This window comes from Herbaspirillum sp. WGmk3 (assembly GCF_023952535.1).
Taxonomy (GTDB): domain Bacteria; phylum Pseudomonadota; class Gammaproteobacteria; order Burkholderiales; family Burkholderiaceae_D; genus Herbaspirillum; species Herbaspirillum huttiense.
Genome location: NZ_JAKYWT010000003.1, coordinates 464,536 through 482,898 on the forward strand (window position 1 = coordinate 464,536; position 18,363 = coordinate 482,898).

Annotated in this window: 15 protein-coding genes; 6 read left to right on the forward strand and 9 right to left on the reverse strand. The window is 61.1% G+C overall.

Going from position 1 to position 18,363, the window contains the following annotated elements; translation table 11 throughout:
* Positions 1–300 precede the first annotated feature (300 nt).
* The gene (gene rfbG, locus MKD49_RS14130) at positions 301–1,377 is read left to right on the forward strand and encodes a CDP-glucose 4,6-dehydratase (RefSeq protein ID WP_199725041.1); all 1,077 of its coding nucleotides are present in this window, start codon (positions 301–303) and stop codon (positions 1,375–1,377) included.
* A 49-nt stretch (positions 1,378–1,426) separates the two neighbouring features.
* Here rfbG and MKD49_RS14135 read toward each other — a convergent pair whose 3' ends face one another.
* Positions 1,427–2,476 carry a glycosyltransferase family 4 protein gene (locus MKD49_RS14135; RefSeq protein WP_034332253.1) on the reverse strand — a complete coding sequence of 350 codons (1,050 nt, stop codon included), beginning with the start codon at positions 2,474–2,476 and terminating at the stop codon, positions 1,427–1,429.
* A 318-nt stretch (positions 2,477–2,794) separates the two neighbouring features.
* Here MKD49_RS14135 and glmU point away from each other — a divergent pair, with 318 nt between their 5' ends.
* Positions 2,795–4,153 (forward strand): bifunctional UDP-N-acetylglucosamine diphosphorylase/glucosamine-1-phosphate N-acetyltransferase GlmU, encoded by a 1,359-nt coding sequence (gene glmU / locus MKD49_RS14140; RefSeq protein WP_252696586.1) that lies wholly within the window; start codon positions 2,795–2,797, stop codon positions 4,151–4,153.
* A 143-nt stretch (positions 4,154–4,296) separates the two neighbouring features.
* On the opposite strand, the gene MKD49_RS14145 is transcribed toward glmU, so the two are convergent.
* Entirely contained in the window at positions 4,297–4,788 is a 492-nt protein-coding gene (locus tag MKD49_RS14145; RefSeq protein ID WP_034332250.1) for an Lrp/AsnC family transcriptional regulator, read from the reverse strand.
* A 211-nt stretch (positions 4,789–4,999) separates the two neighbouring features.
* Here MKD49_RS14145 and glmS point away from each other — a divergent pair, with 211 nt between their 5' ends.
* Entirely contained in the window at positions 5,000–6,817 is a 1,818-nt protein-coding gene (gene glmS, locus MKD49_RS14150) for a glutamine--fructose-6-phosphate transaminase (isomerizing) (protein WP_034332249.1), read from the forward strand.
* Between the two features lie 102 nt (positions 6,818–6,919).
* Here the strand turns inward: glmS and MKD49_RS14155 are convergent, their stop codons facing one another.
* The 4 genes from MKD49_RS14155 to mdlC form a co-directional block, all read right to left on the reverse strand.
* Positions 6,920–7,846: a ketopantoate reductase family protein gene (locus MKD49_RS14155; RefSeq protein WP_252696587.1), complete on the reverse strand. Its 927-nt coding sequence runs from the start codon at positions 7,844–7,846 to the stop codon at positions 6,920–6,922.
* Positions 7,843–9,222: an MFS transporter gene (locus MKD49_RS14160; protein ID WP_252696588.1), complete on the reverse strand. Its 1,380-nt coding sequence runs from the start codon at positions 9,220–9,222 to the stop codon at positions 7,843–7,845. The genes MKD49_RS14155 and MKD49_RS14160 overlap by 4 nt, the downstream gene beginning before the upstream one ends.
* A 214-nt stretch (positions 9,223–9,436) precedes the next feature.
* Positions 9,437–10,888, reverse strand: coding sequence for an aldehyde dehydrogenase (locus MKD49_RS14165; protein WP_252696589.1), 1,452 nt, complete (start codon positions 10,886–10,888; stop codon positions 9,437–9,439).
* Positions 10,889–10,974: 86 nt separating this feature from the next.
* Entirely contained in the window at positions 10,975–12,573 is a 1,599-nt protein-coding gene (gene mdlC, locus MKD49_RS14170; RefSeq protein ID WP_252696590.1) for a benzoylformate decarboxylase, read from the reverse strand.
* A gap of 178 nt (positions 12,574–12,751) precedes the next feature.
* On the opposite strand from mdlC, the gene MKD49_RS14175 reads away from it, so the two are divergent.
* Both MKD49_RS14175 and MKD49_RS14180 read left to right on the forward strand, forming a co-directional pair.
* Positions 12,752–13,717 carry a LysR family transcriptional regulator gene (locus MKD49_RS14175; protein WP_252696591.1) on the forward strand — a complete coding sequence of 322 codons (966 nt, stop codon included), beginning with the start codon at positions 12,752–12,754 and terminating at the stop codon, positions 13,715–13,717.
* A 311-nt stretch (positions 13,718–14,028) separates the two neighbouring features.
* Entirely contained in the window at positions 14,029–15,099 is a 1,071-nt protein-coding gene (locus tag MKD49_RS14180; RefSeq protein ID WP_252696592.1) for a PHB depolymerase family esterase, read from the forward strand.
* An 87-nt stretch (positions 15,100–15,186) separates the two neighbouring features.
* On the opposite strand, the gene MKD49_RS14185 is transcribed toward MKD49_RS14180, so the two are convergent.
* Together MKD49_RS14185 and MKD49_RS14190 are read right to left on the reverse strand one after the other, a co-directional pair.
* A complete protein-coding gene (locus tag MKD49_RS14185) occupies positions 15,187–15,678 on the reverse strand; it encodes a DinB family protein (RefSeq protein ID WP_252696593.1) in 492 nt (163 codons plus the stop codon).
* 75 nt (positions 15,679–15,753) lie between these two features.
* Positions 15,754–16,932: an MFS transporter gene (locus MKD49_RS14190; RefSeq protein ID WP_252696594.1), complete on the reverse strand. Its 1,179-nt coding sequence runs from the start codon at positions 16,930–16,932 to the stop codon at positions 15,754–15,756.
* 95 nt (positions 16,933–17,027) lie between these two features.
* Here MKD49_RS14190 and MKD49_RS14195 point away from each other — a divergent pair, with 95 nt between their 5' ends.
* Positions 17,028–17,474, forward strand: a complete 447-nt coding sequence (locus tag MKD49_RS14195) for a helix-turn-helix domain-containing protein (protein WP_252696595.1) — start codon at positions 17,028–17,030, stop codon at positions 17,472–17,474.
* 217 nt (positions 17,475–17,691) lie between these two features.
* Here MKD49_RS14195 and MKD49_RS14200 read toward each other — a convergent pair whose 3' ends face one another.
* Positions 17,692–18,279 carry a mechanosensitive ion channel family protein gene (locus tag MKD49_RS14200; protein WP_199725043.1) on the reverse strand — a complete coding sequence of 196 codons (588 nt, stop codon included), beginning with the start codon at positions 18,277–18,279 and terminating at the stop codon, positions 17,692–17,694.
* Positions 18,280–18,363: the final 84 nt, after the last annotated feature.

An 18,363-nucleotide genomic window follows, 5' to 3' on the forward strand; every position in this document is an offset into this window, starting at 1 on the left:
AATTTTTGTTGTCATATGGCTATAGTCGGGGATTGGGCATCAAATACCCTCCTCTTCCACGCTTGAAGGCGAAAACACGCATGTTCTAATCTGTCCCATCGCAATGGCGTGCCGCGAGGCCGCTTTGCCAGGGAAAGAAAAAACATAACCATGCAGTCGTGGTTTCGCAGGGAAACGTGGTTTCGGCCAGTGTCACGGCCGGCCTGCGTGGTATCGCCATCCGCGTGATTGAACGGCTTGCCGCCGTCATGCCTCTGCACCCCGAACGACTCTCTGCCATACCGTGTATGAGGCTGCCTGATGGCTAACTTTTGGCGCGACAAGCGCGTTTTCATCACCGGTCACACCGGCTTCAAGGGAAGCTGGCTGACCCTGTGGCTGCACCTGATGGGGGCCAAGGTGAGCGGCTACGCGTTGCCGGCACCGACCAATCCCAGCCTGTTCCATCTGGCGCGCTTGCAGAACTGCGTGCAGACCACCATCGGCGACGTGCGCGATCCGCAGCACCTGGCCGAGACGCTGGCTGCCGTGCAACCCGATGTGGTGTTCCACCTGGCGGCCCAGCCGCTGGTGCGCGACTCCTATGCCACGCCGGTCGATACCTACGCCACCAATGTCATGGGCACCGTGCACCTGCTGGAAGCCGTGCGCCATACGCCCAGCGTGCGTTCGGTGGTGGTGGTCACCAGCGACAAGTGCTACGAAAACCGCGAGTGGCTGTGGGGCTATCGCGAAGACGATCCCATGGGCGGCCACGATCCCTACAGCAGCAGCAAGGGCGCCGCTGAACTGGTGACTTCCGCCTATCGCCGCTCCTTCTTTGCCAGCAATCCCGACAACACCGTCGGCATCGCCAGCGTGCGCGCCGGCAACGTGATCGGTGGCGGCGACTTCGCAGCCGATCGCCTGATTCCCGATTTCGTGCGCGCCCTGGAAAAGGAAGAGCCGGTCGTGATCCGCAATCCGCACGCGGTACGCCCGTGGCAGTTCGTGCTGGAGCCGCTGTCGGGCTACCTGCAGATTGCCCAGCTGCTCTACGAGCAGGGCGGTGCGTTCGCCGAAGGATGGAATTTCGGGCCGGCCGATACCGACCTGCAGACCGTGAGCCAGCTGTGCGCCACCTTCAATCATTCGCTGCAGAAGAATGACGCGGGCCAGGTGGAAGTGCGCCTGGAGACCCAGGCCAACGGACCGCACGAAGCTGCCCTGCTGCGCCTGGATATTTCCAAGGTGCGCCAGCGCCTGGACTGGATTCCGAAGATGGAGCTCTACACCGCGCTGGAACTGACGGCGCAGTGGTACGCGGGTTACCTCAACAACGAGGACCTGCGCACGCTCTCGGAAAACCAGATTGCCTTCTATCAAAGCCTGAACTAAGTCCGCAAGGGACTAGCCCCCGCCGGATCTGCTCCGGCGAGGGCTTTGTTCAATATCCCATCTTTCTGATTTCAGCCATGGTCTGGGTACGCAGGATCAGGCGTTCGAATTCGTCCGACCATTCCCGCGTGAGATTCTTCAGCAGCAGGCTCTTGCCGGCACGCGTGACGCGGCGGCGCACATCCTCGTTGTGCAGCACCGTCTGCAGGTTCGAGCACAGCAGATCGATGTTGCCGACCGGATGCATCAGGGCGTTGACGCCATGCTTGAGACCGATGTGGCGATAGGTCTCCAGATCGGAGAGGCAGACCGGCACATCCAGTTCGAAGGATTCCCAGATGGTCAGCGGCTGTGATTCGCTGGAGCTGGCCAGCACGTAGGCATCGGCCGAGGCCAGGTAACGCAGGGCCTCCTCGTTGGGCTGCTCGCCCAGGAAACGATAGCGTTCCGGCAGTGCTTCGGAGAGCTTGCGCGCGCCCTCGCCCAGCTGCAGGTACTTGCCGATGAAGACCACCTCGATGCCCGCACGCTGGTCGCTGCTCATGGCATTGACGGCCATGATGGTGTCTTCCATGCGCTTGCGCGGCTCGATGGTGCCGATGCAGACGATGCGCTTCTTGTCCTTGGGCTTGGGTTGCAGGTCTTGCTGGCGGTAGATGGCGTCGTTCCAGAACGGCAGCACGTGCACCATAGCCGGGCTGTCGAACAGGAAGCTGCCATAGACCAGGCGCTGGAATTCGGTCTGGAAGACGATGTGCGAAGCGCTCTTGAAACCCTGTGCCATGTTGGGATAGCGCAGCAGCAGGTCGCGTCCGATCTCGGCTTCGTGGATCCACCAGATCACCGGACAGCGTGGCGCCATCTCCCCCACCAGCGCCCCCGAGAGGATGCAGTTGGACACGATCACGTCGGGATCGCCTGCCAGGTCCTTGACGATGGGCACGCCCATCGCCTCGAACTGCTTGCGCACTTCACCCTGGCCATCGATACGCGGCAGGACCGACACCTCATGGTTCTGCACCAGGCGCTCGGCCAGACGCAGCATCGCGGTGCTGGCACCGGTGGTGTAGAACTCATCGTTCAACAGAAGAATCTTCATGCACTTTCCAGGAAGGGTCGGCCTTGGCCGGACCGGTTGTCATTATTGGTTCTATTGGTTCTATTGGTTCTGTCAGTTCATCAGTCGGCTGCCCGCTCGCATCGCTAAGGCCTCCTGCAGACGTGGGCAGTCGCAATGCGCGGGCGAGACTGTGCAGCTTGACATGGTAAGGGGGAGCCGTGCGCATAAAGACCGGAGTAGACCGCCAAAGGCCCCTCAACTTCCTCTTTTGCGACGATGCGCAGCGATGCGGATGCTGGCGCGCAGGGGTCGCGTGCTAGACTTTTGGCTTTTCTTCGCTCCTCTTCGCTGCCACTCATGAACATCGTCATCCTCGCCGCCGGCATGGGCAAACGCATGCAATCCGCGCTGCCCAAGGTCTTGCATCCGCTCGCCGGCAAACCCCTGCTGGGCCATGTCATCGATACCGCACGCCAGCTGGCACCGACGCAACTGTGCGTGATCTACGGCCACGGCGGCGATGCCGTGCCCAAGGCTTTCGCCGGCCAGGGCCTGTCGTTTGCCCTGCAGGAACCGCAGCTGGGCACCGGCCACGCCGTCATGCAGGCCGTGCCGCATCTCGATGATGGCGCGCCCACGCTGGTGCTGTATGGCGATGTACCGCTGACCACGGCCGCCTCGCTGCAGCGCCTGCTGGATGCCGCCGGCCAGGACAAGCTGGGCGTGCTGACCGTGACCCTGGACAACCCCACCGGCTATGGCCGCATCGTGCGCGAAGACGGCCAGATCAAGCGCATCGTCGAGCAGAAGGATGCCAGCGAGGCCGAACGTGCCATCCGCGAAGTCAACACCGGCATCATCGTCGCGCCCACGGCGCGCCTGCGCCAGTGGCTTGCGAAGCTCTCCAACAACAACGCGCAGGGCGAGTACTACCTGACCGACGTGATCGCGGCCGCCGTGGCCGATGGTGTGGAAGTCATCTCGGCCCAGCCCGATGACGTGGCCGAAACCCTGGGCGTGAACAGCAAGGTGCAACTGGCCGAGCTGGAGCGCGTGCACCAGCGCAACATCGCTCATGGCCTGCTGGAGAAGGGCGTCACGCTGGCCGACCCGGCGCGCATCGATGTACGCGGCTCGCTGGAATGCGGGCGCGATGTGAGCATCGACGTCAATTGCGTTTTCGAAGGCCAGGTCAGCATTGGCGAAGGCAGCAGCATCGGTGCCCACTGCGTGATCCGCAATGCGCGCATCGGTGCCGGCGTGGCCATCAAGCCCTTCACCCACATCGACGACGCCGTGGTCGGCGCGGGCGGCCAGATCGGTCCTTACGCACGCCTGCGGCCCGGCACCGAACTCGCGCAGGATGTGCACATCGGCAACTTCGTCGAGGTCAAGAACAGCAACGTGGGCGTAGGCAGCAAGGCCAATCACCTGGCCTATGTGGGCGATGCGGATGTGGGCAGCGGCGTCAACGTCGGGGCGGGCGTGATCACCTGCAACTACGACGGTGCCAACAAATTCCGCACCATCATCGAAGACGGCGCCTTCATCGGCAGCGACACCCAGCTGGTCGCCCCGGTGCGCGTGGGCAAGGGGGCCACCATCGGTGCCGGTACCACGCTGACCAAGGATGCCCCGGCCGATCAGCTGACCTTGTCGCGCGCCAAGCAGCTGTCGCTGGCGGGATGGCAGCGGCCGGTCAAGATCAAGAAGTAAGCGTCTCCGGCCGCGCGCCCTGTGGACAACTCCAGCTCGGGTGGTGGTTTCAGGGCGATATGAAGGAAAAAGCCCGTCAACACGCTACTTCCTGACTTATCCACAGGCCAACACGGCCGAAACCTGAAGGTTTCGGCCGTTTTTCATGGTGCGTCGGCAGCCGCGCCGAGCGGGATGGCCGTCTCGAACTTGCTGCGGTGGATGGAGAAATAGCTGCGCACATTGCGCACGTTGCGCTGGGAAGCGAACAGCCGGTGCGCCAGTGCGTGGTAAGCCGGCATGTCGCGCACCAGCACCACCAGCACGAAATCCGGCCCCGGCGAGACCCGATAGCACTGCTGCACCGCCGCCTCCCCCGCCACCAGGGCCTCGAAGGCCTGCTGCTCTTCCTCGCCCTGGCGATCCAGCGTGATCTCGACCAGTGCCGTGAGCGTGGACGCCAGTTGGGCCGGATCCAGCAAGGCCACCTGGCGCGCGATCACGCCGGCATCGACCAGCCGCTTGACGCGGCGCAGGCAGGTCGGCGGCGAGGCATGCACCTGCGCGGCCAGCTCCTGGTTGGTCTGGCTGGCATCACTCTGCAGGGCTTGCAGGATGCGGCGGTCGAGATCGTCCAGATCGAGGGGGGTTTTCATGGATACCTGCGTCAGCTTGTGAAATTGCCGGAGATTGCGTGAGGGTGAGCGAGATTGAATGACATATAAATCCAAATTTCACCTCTGAATTTAATATTATTTCATCACCCAATAGCTAAGCAATATTAGTTCATTTCACCGATATTTTAGAAATCTTATTTCACGATGCCTCGCCTAAGATGCATGCACATCTTTTCCAGCGAGGTAATCCATGTGCGGCATCGTCGGCGCGGTAGCGCAACAAAACGTCACTCCCATCCTGCTCGAAGGCCTGAAGCGCCTTGAATACCGTGGCTATGACTCCTGCGGCGTGGCGCTGCATGTGGATGGCAAGCTGCAGCGTTCGCGCAGCACCTCGCGGGTAGCCGAGCTGCAGCAGCAGGTGGCGCAGAGCGGCCTGTCCGGTTTCACCGGCATCGCGCACACCCGCTGGGCCACGCACGGCGCGCCTGCCACCCACAATGCGCACCCGCACTTTTCGCGCGACCGCATCGCGCTGGTCCACAACGGCATCATCGAGAACCATGACGAACTGCGCGCCGAGTTGCAGGCTGCCGGTTATGTCTTCGAGAGCCAGACCGATACCGAAGTGATCGCCCACCTGGTCGACCACATGTATGACGGCGATCTCTTCCACACCGTGCAGCAAGCCGTGCGCCGCCTGACCGGTGCCTACGCCATTGCCGTCTTCTGCGCCGACGAACCGCATCGCGTGGTGGCCGCGCGCCAGGGGTCGCCGCTGATCGTGGGTGTGGGCGAAGGACAGAATTTCGTGGCGTCGGATGCGATGGCGCTGGCCGGTACCACTGACCAGATCATCTATCTGGAAGAAGGCGACGTGGTCGACCTGCAATTGCAGAAGGTGTGGATCGTCGATGCAGCCGGCCGCCCGGCCGAGCGAGAAGTGCGTACTGTGCAGGCTTACACCAGCGCGGTGGAACTGGGTCCGTACCAGCATTACATGCAGAAGGAAATTTTCGAGCAGCCGCGCGCGATTGCCGACACGCTCGAAGGCGTGGTCGGCATCATGCCCGAGCTGTTTGGCGACAAGGCCTACAAGGTCTTCAAGGAAGTGGATTCGATCCTGATCCTGGCCTGCGGCACCAGCTATTACGCGGGCCTGACTGCGAAGTACTGGCTGGAGTCGATTGCGAAGATCCCGGTCAACGTCGAGATCGCCAGCGAATATCGTTATCGCGACAGCGTGCCCAATCCGAAGTCGCTGGTGGTGACCATTTCGCAGAGTGGCGAGACGGCCGATACGCTGGCTGCGTTGAAGCATGCGCGTGGTTTGGGCATGCAGCACACGCTGACCATCTGCAACGTGGCCACCAGTGCGATGGTGCGCGAATGCGAACTGGCCTACATCACGCGTGCCGGTGTGGAAGTGGGCGTGGCCTCGACCAAGGCCTTCACGACACAGCTGGCGGCGCTGTTCCTGTTGACGCTGGCGCTGGCGCAGACGCGCGGGCTGCTGACCGAAGAACAGGAAGCCGAACACCTGAAGGCCATGCGCCACCTGCCGGCCGCGCTGCAGAGCGTGCTGGCGCTGGAGCCCTCCATCGTGGCGTGGGCCGAGGCCTTTGCGCGTCGCGAGAATGCGCTGTTCCTGGGGCGTGGGCTGCATTATCCGATTGCGCTGGAAGGTGCGCTCAAGCTCAAGGAGATCACCTACATCCACGCCGAGGCTTATGCCGCAGGTGAACTGAAGCATGGTCCGCTGGCGCTGGTGACGGATCAGATGCCGGTGGTGACCATTGCACCCAATGATGCGCTGGTGGAAAAACTGAAGTCCAACATGCAGGAAGTGCGTGCGCGTGGCGGGCAGCTGTATGTGTTTGCGGATGGTGATTCGCGTATCACTTCGGCGGAAGGGCTGCATGTGATTCGCATGCCGGAGCACTATGGCGTGCTGTCGCCGATTCTGCATGTGGTGCCGTTGCAGTTGCTGTCGTATCACACGGCGTTGGCGAGGGGGACTGATGTGGATAAGCCGCGGAATTTGGCTAAGTCGGTGACGGTGGAGTGAGGACGAAAGGGGGAAAGACCTGATCTCCCCCTTTTCTATTCCCGCTCGCCACGGTCTGGTCCCAGCATCAGAACCAAACCGTGGCGGAGCCTCTTGATGCCTTCATTTCCCATTGAGCACTGCGTCCTGCTTCATCTTGACCAGCTCGTAAAGCGCGGTGACGGTAGGAACCGCAACCCCACAGCCGCGCGCCTGATCGGCGACGGCGCCATTGATGAAATCGATTTCCGTCTGTCTGCCTGCCTCGATATCCTGCAGCATCGATGGCTTGTGGTTGACGTGCATCCTGAAGGCATCCAGGAGCGCCTCCTCCACCTTCGCCATGCGGGCGGGAATCTGGAGCGCCTGAGCTACCGACACCGTTTCAGCGGCAATGCGCATCGCCAGTGCGCGCCCTTGCTCGGTCGATCCGGCCGTACCGACTGTACAGCCGATGACCGCGCACACCGAATTGAGTGCCGCATTGAAAGCGACCTTTTCCCAGATGGCAGCTCGTACCTGAGGGTCAGCACTGCAATTGAGTCCGGCTGCACTGAAGATCTCCGCCACTCGGCTGACTTCCGGCCGCTCCTTGCCCGACATAGTCCAGATCCTGACATAACCCTCCCCATGACTATGCACCACCCCCGCAGACTTGAGATCCGCAGGGAGATTGGTCATCCCGACAATGATGCGCTCGCTCGGAATGACCTCGGAAATGATTTCCGCATTACCCAATCCATTCTGCACGGATAAAGCCCAGGTATCCTGGCCCACAAGATGGGAGATGCTACGTACTGCGCTTTGGGTATGCAGGCTCTTGGTAAAGAACACGATGAGGTCAAACGGCTCGGCAAAGGAGTCAGCCCTGCCTACCGGGACTCTTACCGTATGGGTGCCACTGTCATCGGAAAAGGCCAGGCCGCTATCGCTGATCGCCGCTATCGTAGCGGGCGCGACTTCGATGAAACTGACCTTCTGCCCGTTCAACGCAAGACGCGCACCAAATAGTCCGCCCATGGCGCCAGCGCCAACAATGGCAATGTTCATGCTTGCTGCTCCTTCTCTTGATGTTTAACGGTCGCCGCTGCGCGGGGAATATGCTTGCTCACCGTCAGCAGAGTCGCGAAGACGCACAGCATCGCCCCTCCCAGCATGGCGAGATAGCCCGAAGCACCACCTTGGGTGATCACGATGGCACCCGCAAATGCACTGAGGATGGCCCCCAGGCGACCGAAAGCCAGCGCGCCCGCCGTCCCGGTCGCGCGTACCTGGGTCGGATAGATATAAGCGCAAAGCGCGTACATGGTGCATTGGACGGCGTTGACGAACAGTCCGTGCAAGCCGATGCCCGCGACCAACAAGCTCGTCTGGCTGCTCACGTCCAGGCTGCGCAACGCAAATGCAGTCCCTGCGGCGGCCAGGCAGCAGAGCAGCATGGGAACACGCGAACCGAAGCGGCCGATGACTACCGCGCACAACAGTGCGCCAAAGACGCCGCCGATGTTGTAGGCCGTGAGGCCATTGGCGGCCACCGATGGGCTGAGGCCTTCGCCTGCCAGCATCGTGGGGAGCCAGCTGAATGCGCTATAGACGGCCAGCAGGTTCATGAAGAAAGCGAGCCAGATGGCAATGGTGTCGCGTGCCCTTCCCTCAGTAAACAGCGCACCGAATCCTGCCTTGGGTTGGGAATCCTGTTCACGCGCGTCGGTGAAGCGCATCCCCGCGGAGATCGTGCGGGACATGCGCGTAAGCAGGGACCGCAACTCATCCCACCGGGCGGGCTGGCGTGCCAGATATCGTGGCGACTCCGGAATGCTGAACCATAGCAGTACCGAAAATGCTACCGGCAGCATGCCACCCAGCAAAAAGAGGCCACGCCAGCCATAGTGAGGCAGGACCAGGTTGGCGAAGAGCCCGGCCAACATTCCTCCCAGGGGAACGCAGACGATGGTCGCGGTGACGGCCAAGGTACGTATCCTGGCCGGGCTGAATTCTGCCGTAATCGTGGTGGAGACAGGCAGGGCACCGCCGATTCCGAGGCCGGCGAAAAACCGCAGAATTGCAATCGTGGTGATATCCGGAGAAAACGAGATCAGGCTGGTAGCGATCCCGAACACGAAGACACTGCCAATGATGGCCAGGCGGCGACCAAAGCGATCTGCAAACAAGCCGGCAAAGGCGCTTCCCAAGCCCATGCCGACCAGGCCCGCGGCCACAGCCGGAGCAAACGCATTGCGCGTGACGCCCCACTCCTTGATCAGGCTGGGAATGGCGAAGCCAATCAGCTGCCCGTCGAATCCGTCCATGACGATCGACAGCGCTGCCAGGATGACCACCATCTTCTGGAAGCCGGTAAACGTCCCTTCATCCAGCACGCGTCCGATGTCAACGACCTTTGCTTGATCGTTCCCGTAGGTGCTCATGTGCGCTCCCGGATCGTGTCTTCGATGGTGGCCGCGGCGAACGCATTGATGCGGATCGGATCGTGTTTGTGATGCTGGTGCCAGGATGTCATTTTCATGGCTGTCTCCTCGGTTGTATCGCACGGGTCCGGTCATTGCCGGCCCGCATTGGCGATTGTTTTTATAGTCATTGGCAATGCGGGACGGCGTACCGCCCCGCGTGCAGCGAACTCTCTCAGAACGGGTACTGGCGCTGCGAGGTTTGAACCGTGATCCATCGCAGATCAGTGAATTCGGCCACCCCGGCGGTACCGCCAAAATGACCGAAGCCACTGGACTTCACGCCGCCGAAGGGCATATGCGCCTCGTCATGCACGGTCGCTCCGTTGATGTGGCAGATTCCGGACTCGATACGGCGTACCAGGTTCAGTGCGCGGGCGATATCACGGCTGAACAGTGCGGCCGAGAGGCCATATTCATTGTCGTTGGCACATGCAATGGCGGCATCGTCATCCTTGACTCGCACGATGGGCTTGACCGGACCGAAGGACTCCTCGTGATAGATGTCCATCTGCGCCGTGACATGGTCCAGCAGCGTGGCCGGCATGAGCGTGCTCTCGGCCTTGCCGCCGCACACCAGGCGTGCGCCCTTGGCAAGGGCATCATCGATCAGCGCGTTGCAGCGCTGCACGGTGGCCAGGTCGACCACCGAACCCAGCACGACCGGCCCTTGGCGGGGATCACCCAGCGGAAGGCTACGCGCTTTGGCGACCAGGCGGGCGACAAAGTCATCGGCCACACGTTCGTCGACGATGATGCGCTCGGTGGACATGCAGATCTGTCCGGAATTGGCGAAGGCGCCGAAGGCCGCTGCCTGCACGGCGGCCTCGATGTCCGCATCGTGCAGCACGATGAAAGGTGCCTTGCCCCCCAGCTCCAGTACGGAAGGCTTGAGGTGCTTGGCGCATTGGCCGGCGATGATGCGGCCTACGCGCGTGGAGCCCGTAAAGTTGACACGTCGCACTGCCGGATCGGCGATGATGGCTTCAACAATTTTTCCGGCATCTTCCGGTGCGTTGGTGATGAAGTTCACCACGCCAGGTGGCAATCCGGCGTCCTGGAATGCGTCAATGATGAGGCCATGCGTCGCCGGGCAGATTTCAGATCCCTTGAAGATCACGGTATTGCCGCAGGCCAGCGGAAGTGCGACGGCACGCACGCCCAGGATGACGGGAGCATTCCAAGGGGCGATGCCCAATACGACACCGGCCGCCTGGCGCACACCCATGGCGAGGTTGCCAGGGACATCGGAGGGAATGAGCTGCCCCGCGATCTGGGTCGTCATCGCTGCGGCTTCGCGCAGGCCGTCGGCGGCCAGATGAACGTTGAAAGCGGCCCAGTGATGAGACGCACCGGTCTCGGAGGCCATGGCCTCCGCAAAGGCGTCTGCGCGGGCTTGCAGCGCATCGGCCGCACGGGCAAGCAGGCCGCGGCGTTCTCCGGGGCCCATCGCTGCCCAAGCAGGGAAAGCCTCAGCAGCAGCGCGAACGGCAGAATGTGCATCCGCGACGGTCGCCGCCGGTGCCCGCGAGGCAACGCTCTCATCGAGCGGGTTGCGCCGCTCGAAGCAAGCACCGCCAGTGGCTGGACGGCGCTGGCCGTTGATCAGCATGTCAACTTCTTTCATAGTCTCCTCCTGTTGTTTCTAGCTTCCATCTCGCTGCCAGGCCATTAGTATCGATTTGCAACCAAGCAGAATCCTAACGAAAACAATCAGCGCACCACGACTTCCACCAGACGGGGTTCATTCGACGATATCGCCGTCCGCAGTGCAGCGGCCAGCTCGCCGGGCTCACTCACACGCACGCCTTTGCATCCCATCGACTGCGCCAGTGCAACGAAGTTGAGCCCGGGAAGATCAGTCCCTTGGACCACGTCGCCGGCACCGAAGCCGAAAACCGGCGCGAAGTCCTGCAGGGCGGCGTAGCGCCCGTTGTTGATGATCACGAAGGTGAGGGGAAGACGCAGCTGCACAGCGCTGTAGATGGCTTGCGGCGAATACATGGCAGAACCATCCCCAATCAGCCCGATGACGCGTTGCTGCGGTCTGGCCAGGGCAACCCCCACCGCCGCCGGCATGCCATAGCCAAGACCGCCGCTGGCCATGGTGTAGAAGGTTCCCGGGCGTGTAAAGGGCAGATAGGCCTGCATGGTCGGACGGGATCCTGGCGCTTCCTCGACGACGATATCCTCTGCTGCGCGCACTTCAGCGAGGGTCTGCATGGCAAAGGCCGCTGACATCGGTGTCTCCGGCTCGGCGCGGGGACGCGCAGCACGCGCAGGTGGCGCCGGACGAGCGGCGGGCGCATGCTGCAGCATCTGCGCCAACAGATCTTGCAGTCCCAGCTGGATATTGCCGACGATGGCAGTCCCGGACGGCGTCCAGGAAGCCGTCACCGGATCATCAATCAATTGGTACAGCTGCGCCCCGGGTGGCAGATGCGGCCCGCTGCCTTCGACGTGATAGGTGAAGGCCGGAGCGCCGGCGACGAAAATCAGGTCGTAGCCATTGAGCAATTGCACGATCTTTTCGCGCATGGCCGGCAGGAATCCAGCGAACAGGCGATGGTCTTCAGGGAAGCTGCAACGCGAGGACATCGGCGCAACAAACACGCGAGCGTTGGAGGTCTCGGCCAGACGAAGCACCTCATCCCAAGCCCCGGCACGGTCCAGTTCCGAACCGACGACGATGGCCGGACGCTCACTGCGGTGCAGGGCGGTGGCGAGGGCAGCGATGGCGTCCGCCTCGGGGCGGCTGCGCGTGGTGACCGCGGTGGCCTCGAGCAACTCCCCAGGCTGATCCCAGTCATCCACGGGAATGGAAACGAACACCGGACCACGCGGTTCCTGCATGGCAATGTGATAGGCCCGGGCAAGCGCGCGTGGGACGTCAGCGGCGCGCGCAGGCTCGATGCTCCACTTGACGTAAGGCTTGGGAAGCTCGGTTGCGTGCGAGGCTGCCAGGAACGGATCGAATGGCAGGATGGAGCGTGCCTGCTGGCCGGCAGTGATGATCAAGGGAGTGCGATTGCGGAAGGCGGTGAAGATGTTGCCCATGGCATTGCCGACGCCCGCCGCGGAATGCAAGTTGACCAGGGCGGCCTTGCCACTGGCCTGGGCATAACCATCGGCCATGCCGACCACGACTGCCTCCTGCAAGCCCAGCACGTAACGAAAATCGGCCGGGAAGTCACGGAACATGGGCAGTTCAGTGGAGCCCGGATTGGCAAAGACGGAGGTCATGTCCAGGCGACGCATCAGATCGAGGACGGCGTCGCGAACTGTGATTCCAGGTAATTGGGGCGCCTGCATGTGAAGTCCTATGGAAGATCTTGTGACTTGGGTGGAAAGTGATTCGGGAGGAGTATGTGACTCAATCATCTCTTTGAAAATTGCCAAATTGGATAAAAGTCATAACCTTTGGTAATGTGCCAGCTCATGTCACACAAGCGCCGAAATGCTCAGCCAGCACGATCATCGGGAGAAATCATTGAGCTTCAATCTGCAGCAACTGGAAATGTTCTGTGCCATCGTCGGTGCTGGTAGCCTGGGGCGAGCGGCGCACGTGCTCGGCCTGACCCAGCCGGCCTTGAGTCGCGCCATCAAGCGTCTCGAAGAATCCGTTGGCGGCATCCTGTTTGAACGTCACACCACCGGCATGCATCTGACATCGCTTGGACAGGCGCTGCTGCCGCACGCACTTTCCTTGCAACGGGAAGCCAAGCAGGCGCGCGACGAACTGGATGCCCTGCGTGGTTTGAGCAAGGGCGTCATCAAGGTCGGGGCGGTGGGGAGCATTGCCAGTCTCGTACTGCCACTGGCTGTGGCCGGTGTACTGGAAAAATGGCCCAACCTGCGCGTGGAAATCATCGAAGGCGTTTGGGATCGTCTGGCAGAGGGCTTGCTGACCCACGAGATCGACCTGGCACTGGGAACGTCGGGCATGGAAACGGATGGCGTGGCAGCGATCGCGGACTGCTGCTGGACAGATCTGAGCTACGTGGTGGCAGGAAACGATCATCCCTTGCGGGGCAAAGACAAGATCAGCCTGGCCGAAACCCTTGAGCTGCGATGGGCATTGACCCCTGCAGGCACAGGACCTTATCTGCACTTGAAAGAAACGTTTGCGAAGGCTGGATTGCCGATGCCTGAGATCGCAGTGGAATCCCGTTCCGTCACGGTACTCAAGAGCCTGGTAGCACGCTGTGGATTCGTGGGCTGGATGTCTGGCCCGATGTTCGATACGGAACGCAAGGCCGGCCTGATTGATGCGCTGCCGGTGGAGGGACTGAAAGCCCCACGGACCTTGATGGCATTTCGACGCCGCCAAGGGATACTGCCCACACCAGCGACCCGCTTGCTGGACGAATTGCGCAATCTCGCGGGTTCCTTGCAGTCTTTTAGTCCTGAGGCCGATACGGCAGAGAACAGTTCAGCTCACCATCCTTGGCGGTAATCCCATGATGGCGCTCGCATCCGCCATCTCTCCTTGGATTTTGTCATGCAGATAGGGCGATATTTTGCGGAATCGAAATTGCATTCAATGCCGCACCCCCAGCTTCTGTGTAATACCAATCCCAAAAAAATTGGCAAGAACATGATATGTCCCTGAGCAACGGACGAGTCGACCATTCCGCCTCCGGAGCGCCCAGGCTTGCGACTGTCGTTTCGGACATGGCGCGCAGCGACTGCTCTGGCTCTCGCAAGAGAACCTGCTTGCAGGCACAACGGTCAAACGAAACCCATCGTCCACCTGGCGCCATCCCGATGAAAAAACTGAGCCGCCTGTGGCTATCGGCCATGAAAAAAGCCGGGAAAGTACAGCGCAAACAATTTCTCGATTTTCTTTCGCCCGCTTCACCCCGCAGCAAAACCTCATCCATACGCAAGCCCAAGACCGCTCCCCGTGCAGCCAGCTCATCCACATCCGAAGTCACGGTCACCTCCGCAGTCCATCACGTCCCCGCCACCACCCATTCGCTGCAGTATCGCCTCTGCCTGCCCAAGCCCACTCCTTCAGAGCTGCCCTTGATCGTGATGCTCCACGGCTGCCAGCAAAACGCTGCCGACTTTGCGCAAGGAACCAGGATGAATGCGCACGCAGCAAAGCACGGCTTTGCCGTCCTGTATCCCGAACAATCCTTGCGTGCCCATCCGCACCGATGCTGGCGATGGTACGCACCGGACGCCCAGAAGGGAGAAGGTGACGTCGCACTGGTGGCCTCCCTGATCCAGGAGATCCTGAAAACGCACCCCATCGACCCGCAACGCATCTACGTCTGCGGAATCTCGGCCGGTGCAGCGATGGCACATCTCCTGGCATTGACGCACCCCGAACTCATCGCTGCTGTCGCGCTGCACGCAGCACCGGTTTCCGGTGTCTGCAGCAATGCCGCCGGAGCGTACTCTGTCATGCAGCACGGATCGCTGCGCGCTTCAGCCGCCGCCAAGCGGGCGCTCACACGTTTTCCCCGAACAGGTGCATTGCCGGCGATCCTCATCGGCGGGACTGACGACAAGATCGTGCGGCCCATCAATCAGCGCCAGCTGGTGGAACAGTTTCTTTTAATCAATCACACGCAGAGCTTGACCGAGCAGCCTCCCCGGGAAACGCCCTACGGCCGTACCTCCAAAAAGCAGCCCCGGCGCAGGATAGTTGCAACCCGTGACTATGTGCGTGGCCGCAAGCTCATCATCCGCTCAGTGTTGATCGAGGGACTCGGACACGCCTGGAGCGGCGGGGACACCTCCCTGTCCTACAATGCAGCGGGGCCGGATGCCAGTCGGCTGGTTGTCGATTTTTTCTCCCGGCATCGCCTGGAACCGGGGATGAAGTGAAGCATCCTGGTCACCCGCACTACCGAAGAGAGAGGAGCGCAAAGCAGATCAGCCATGCATCAAAACACGACTGCGTTTTGATGATCGCTAGTTCCTTCTCTCGGGTTCTGCAGCATGAATGAACACGTTGTAAGTATCGGCAGGACGTTTCCCCACGGCCAGATCAAGCGCATGGCCAATCGCCCCGCGATGGTAAGTGCCGTGATTGATGAGGTGAAAGATGACTTCTTCGCGGCTGAGTCTTCCGCGCTTCCCATCCACGAACGTGAAAGAAATATTTTCCTTCAACTGGCTGGGACTGAGACTCCTGGCATAGGTCAGCAACCACTGGTTCGCCGCCATCAGCCTGGCCTCCAGCTCAGCCAGTGCAGGCAGGTGCTCGGTATTGGTGGAGTCATGCGGATCGGCCACGCCACGTAAGCGGGACTGGAACAATTCCTCCACGCGCACCATGTGGTTCAACTGTTGCCGCGCGAAATCGAACGCGCGCTGTTGTTCCTCTTGCGTGAGTTGCGCGACCGCATCAAGAATGCGGCGATCCGACCAGTGCTTGTATTCCAGGATATTGGTAAAGTCCATGAGCCATCTCCTCCGTAGCCCTGAACGATACCTCAATGGTGCGCATCATGCCTGGCGTGATTGCTGGGTCCTGCCCTATCGCCGTCGGCAGGTGATCAGCCAGAACAGCAGAGCGCTGAAGCTGACGGCGGCACCAAGAAGACAGACACCCCGCCACCCATGGGCCGCATAGACAACGGTAGTAGAGAGTGCGCCCAGACCGCTGCCCACCGCGTAAAAGAGCATGTAGATGCCGATCAGGCGGCCATGCGCTTCCGGACTGCTGCGAAGAATCAAGCTCTGGTTCGTGACGTGCAGCGCCTGCCCGCCCAGATCGAGCAAGATGATGCCGGCCACCAAGGCCCACAGCGACCCATCCATCAGCGACAAGGGCCACCAGGCCAACAGCAAGAGCGAGAGCGCGGCCGCACTGGTGCGTTGTGCGTGTCCCTTGTCCGCCCATCTTCCGGCGCGTGATGCCGCCAGCGCTCCAATGACGCCAACCAGACCAAAAGAACCAACCACGGTATGAGAGAAGTGATAGGGACTCGCGCTCAAGGGAAGAACCAAGGCACTCCAGAAGATATTGAAGCTGGCGAACATCAACATCGCCAGCGTACCTCGGACCTGAAGTACCTTGTCATGACGAAGCAAGGACCACATCGACGCAAGGAGCCTTGCATAACTCAATCCATTCGAGGACACCGGTACTGCGGGCAGGCCTCGCCACAGCGGCCAGGCCAACAACAGCATCATGAGGGCAGCACAGAAGTAAACGCCCCGCCACCCCGTGACATCGCTGATCGCACCAGAGAAGACGCGTGACAAAAGCAAACCGATGAACACGCCAGTTTGCGCAGCACCCACTACCCTCCCACGTTCGTTCTCACCAGCGACGCTCGCGGCGTAGGCAATCAGACCTTGGGTCATTGCCGTCCCCAGCAAACCGACTGCCAGCATGCCTGCCAACAGCGTACAAGAAGTTCGTGCCAGTCCCACCGTGACCAGTGCACAAATCAGACCGGACAACTGAAGGCCAGTCAGCTTCTTGCGCGCCACCTTGTCGCCAAGTGGAACCAGAAAGAGCAAGGCCAGCGCACAGCCGAGCTGGGTCGCCGTCACAACACCGCCGACAGCTGACTGATTGATCCTGAAATCTTGAGACAACGCATCCAGCAAAGGCTGGGCGTAATAGACATTGGCTACGCTCAAGCCACTGGCCAACGCAAACAGAAGCAGCAAGCGGCGGGATAACGCAGGGGAAGATGGGACCATGGCAGCAATCTGGTTTCAATTTAAAACCATTTGAATGCTAGTGGATATGGTTTTAAAATGCAACCACATTGCGGACTACACCAGCTGGAAGGCTTATGTCGACTCAACTGAATCATGATGAAGAATACTGTCCCATCGCACGCAGCGTGAGCGTGGTGGGGGACCGATGGGCGCTGCTGATCGTGCGGGATGCGTTTGACGGGGTATGCAGGTTTGGCGACTTTCAGCGCAACCTGTCGGTATCGAAGAACATTCTGGCAGACCGCCTGCGCAAACTCGTGGATGCCGGCATCCTTCAGACGCAATCGGCATCCGACGGGACGTCTTATCAGGAGTACGTGCTGACTGAAGCGGGACTCAGTCTGTTTCCATTGCTCGTTGCGCTAAGACAATGGGGGGAAGCGCACCTGTTCAAGCGCGGTGAGCGCCATTCCGTCCTCATTGATGCAGAGACCGGGAAGCGGGTGACGTATATGGCACCGCTTTCCGCAGACGGCAGCTACCTGCACCCGGCACGCACGCTGGTGAGGAAAGTGAAATAACCAGGCTGCCGTTCATGTTGGCCCCGCTGTTGGGGAGGCCGCCTGGCATCGTGCTGATGCAACCTCGGTATCTGCAGCATCTGGAATTCCTTGAATGGCTGTCGCTGTTCAGGGACCTGCGCAGTGCGGGAGCTCTGATAAGCAGCCCGGACTGACGAACTGGTCGGTTGGAAGAGATCGCCCCCGCGAACCAGTCAGTACGCCCTTCCGCGAGCCACTAAAAACCAGCCCCACCCTCATCATTCCACCTGCGCACAATCCGCTGAAAGAACATGCTGTTGGGCAGCTGCAAAATCGTCTTCGATTCCTGCTCCGGCCCTTCCTCCAGCAAGGTGGTATAGACCAGATTGATATCCAGCACGCGCCCCTTCACGCCGGGCTTGTCGCCGCCCTCCAGCACCTCGATCAGATCCCCCACGCGGAACGGGCTGGTGGTGAAGATCAGGATGGCGCAAAACAGATTGGACAACACGCTCCACACCGCAAAGAACGCCACCGCACCCACAGCGGCAAACCCGGTGAATGCTGACCACAGCACCGCTCCGGACACGCCCATGCGCTCCAGCGCCCACAGCATGGCACCGCCATAGATGAAAAATCCCAGTACCCGCTGCGTGAGCATGACGGCCGTGGCCGGCAGTCCATAAGTCCGCGCGATCCTGGCCATCACGCTTCGGGCCACCCGCATGATGGCCAGCGCCAGCAGGAAGATCAGGACCACCTCCGTCGCCGGCACGAGCACGTCGAACCAGTCGGCCATCCATTGCGGCAGGTTATCGTGGATGGACTGCAATACTCTGTTCATTCATTTCCTCTTGAAAATCACTTTGACGATGCGCTCCCGATCATGCAACGACACCGCACACGCAGAAAAAGTGCCGTCAAAATC

What these genes read in the sequence shown, in the direction of transcription:
- rfbG (WP_199725041.1), top strand. Translation starts at nt 301, where the DNA reads ATGGCTAACTTTTGGCGCGACAAGCGCGTTTTCATCACCGGTCACACC.
- MKD49_RS14195 (WP_252696595.1), top strand. Translation starts at nt 17,028, where the DNA reads ATGTCGACTCAACTGAATCATGATGAAGAATACTGTCCCATCGCACGC.
- MKD49_RS14160 (WP_252696588.1), bottom strand. Translation starts at nt 9,222, where the DNA reads ATGAGCACCTACGGGAACGATCAAGCAAAGGTCGTTGACATCGGACGC.
- MKD49_RS14190 (WP_252696594.1), bottom strand. Translation starts at nt 16,932, where the DNA reads ATGGTCCCATCTTCCCCTGCGTTATCCCGCCGCTTGCTGCTTCTGTTT.
- MKD49_RS14200 (WP_199725043.1), bottom strand. Translation starts at nt 18,279, where the DNA reads ATGAACAGAGTATTGCAGTCCATCCACGATAACCTGCCGCAATGGATG.
- MKD49_RS14165 (WP_252696589.1), bottom strand. Translation starts at nt 10,888, where the DNA reads ATGAAAGAAGTTGACATGCTGATCAACGGCCAGCGCCGTCCAGCCACT.
- MKD49_RS14180 (WP_252696592.1), top strand. Translation starts at nt 14,029, where the DNA reads ATGAAAAAACTGAGCCGCCTGTGGCTATCGGCCATGAAAAAAGCCGGG.
- glmS (WP_034332249.1), top strand. Translation starts at nt 5,000, where the DNA reads ATGTGCGGCATCGTCGGCGCGGTAGCGCAACAAAACGTCACTCCCATC.
- MKD49_RS14155 (WP_252696587.1), bottom strand. Translation starts at nt 7,846, where the DNA reads ATGAACATTGCCATTGTTGGCGCTGGCGCCATGGGCGGACTATTTGGT.
- glmU (WP_252696586.1), top strand. Translation starts at nt 2,795, where the DNA reads ATGAACATCGTCATCCTCGCCGCCGGCATGGGCAAACGCATGCAATCC.
- MKD49_RS14135 (WP_034332253.1), bottom strand. Translation starts at nt 2,476, where the DNA reads ATGAAGATTCTTCTGTTGAACGATGAGTTCTACACCACCGGTGCCAGC.
- mdlC (WP_252696590.1), bottom strand. Translation starts at nt 12,573, where the DNA reads ATGCAGGCGCCCCAATTACCTGGAATCACAGTTCGCGACGCCGTCCTC.
- MKD49_RS14145 (WP_034332250.1), bottom strand. Translation starts at nt 4,788, where the DNA reads ATGAAAACCCCCCTCGATCTGGACGATCTCGACCGCCGCATCCTGCAA.
- MKD49_RS14185 (WP_252696593.1), bottom strand. Translation starts at nt 15,678, where the DNA reads ATGGACTTTACCAATATCCTGGAATACAAGCACTGGTCGGATCGCCGC.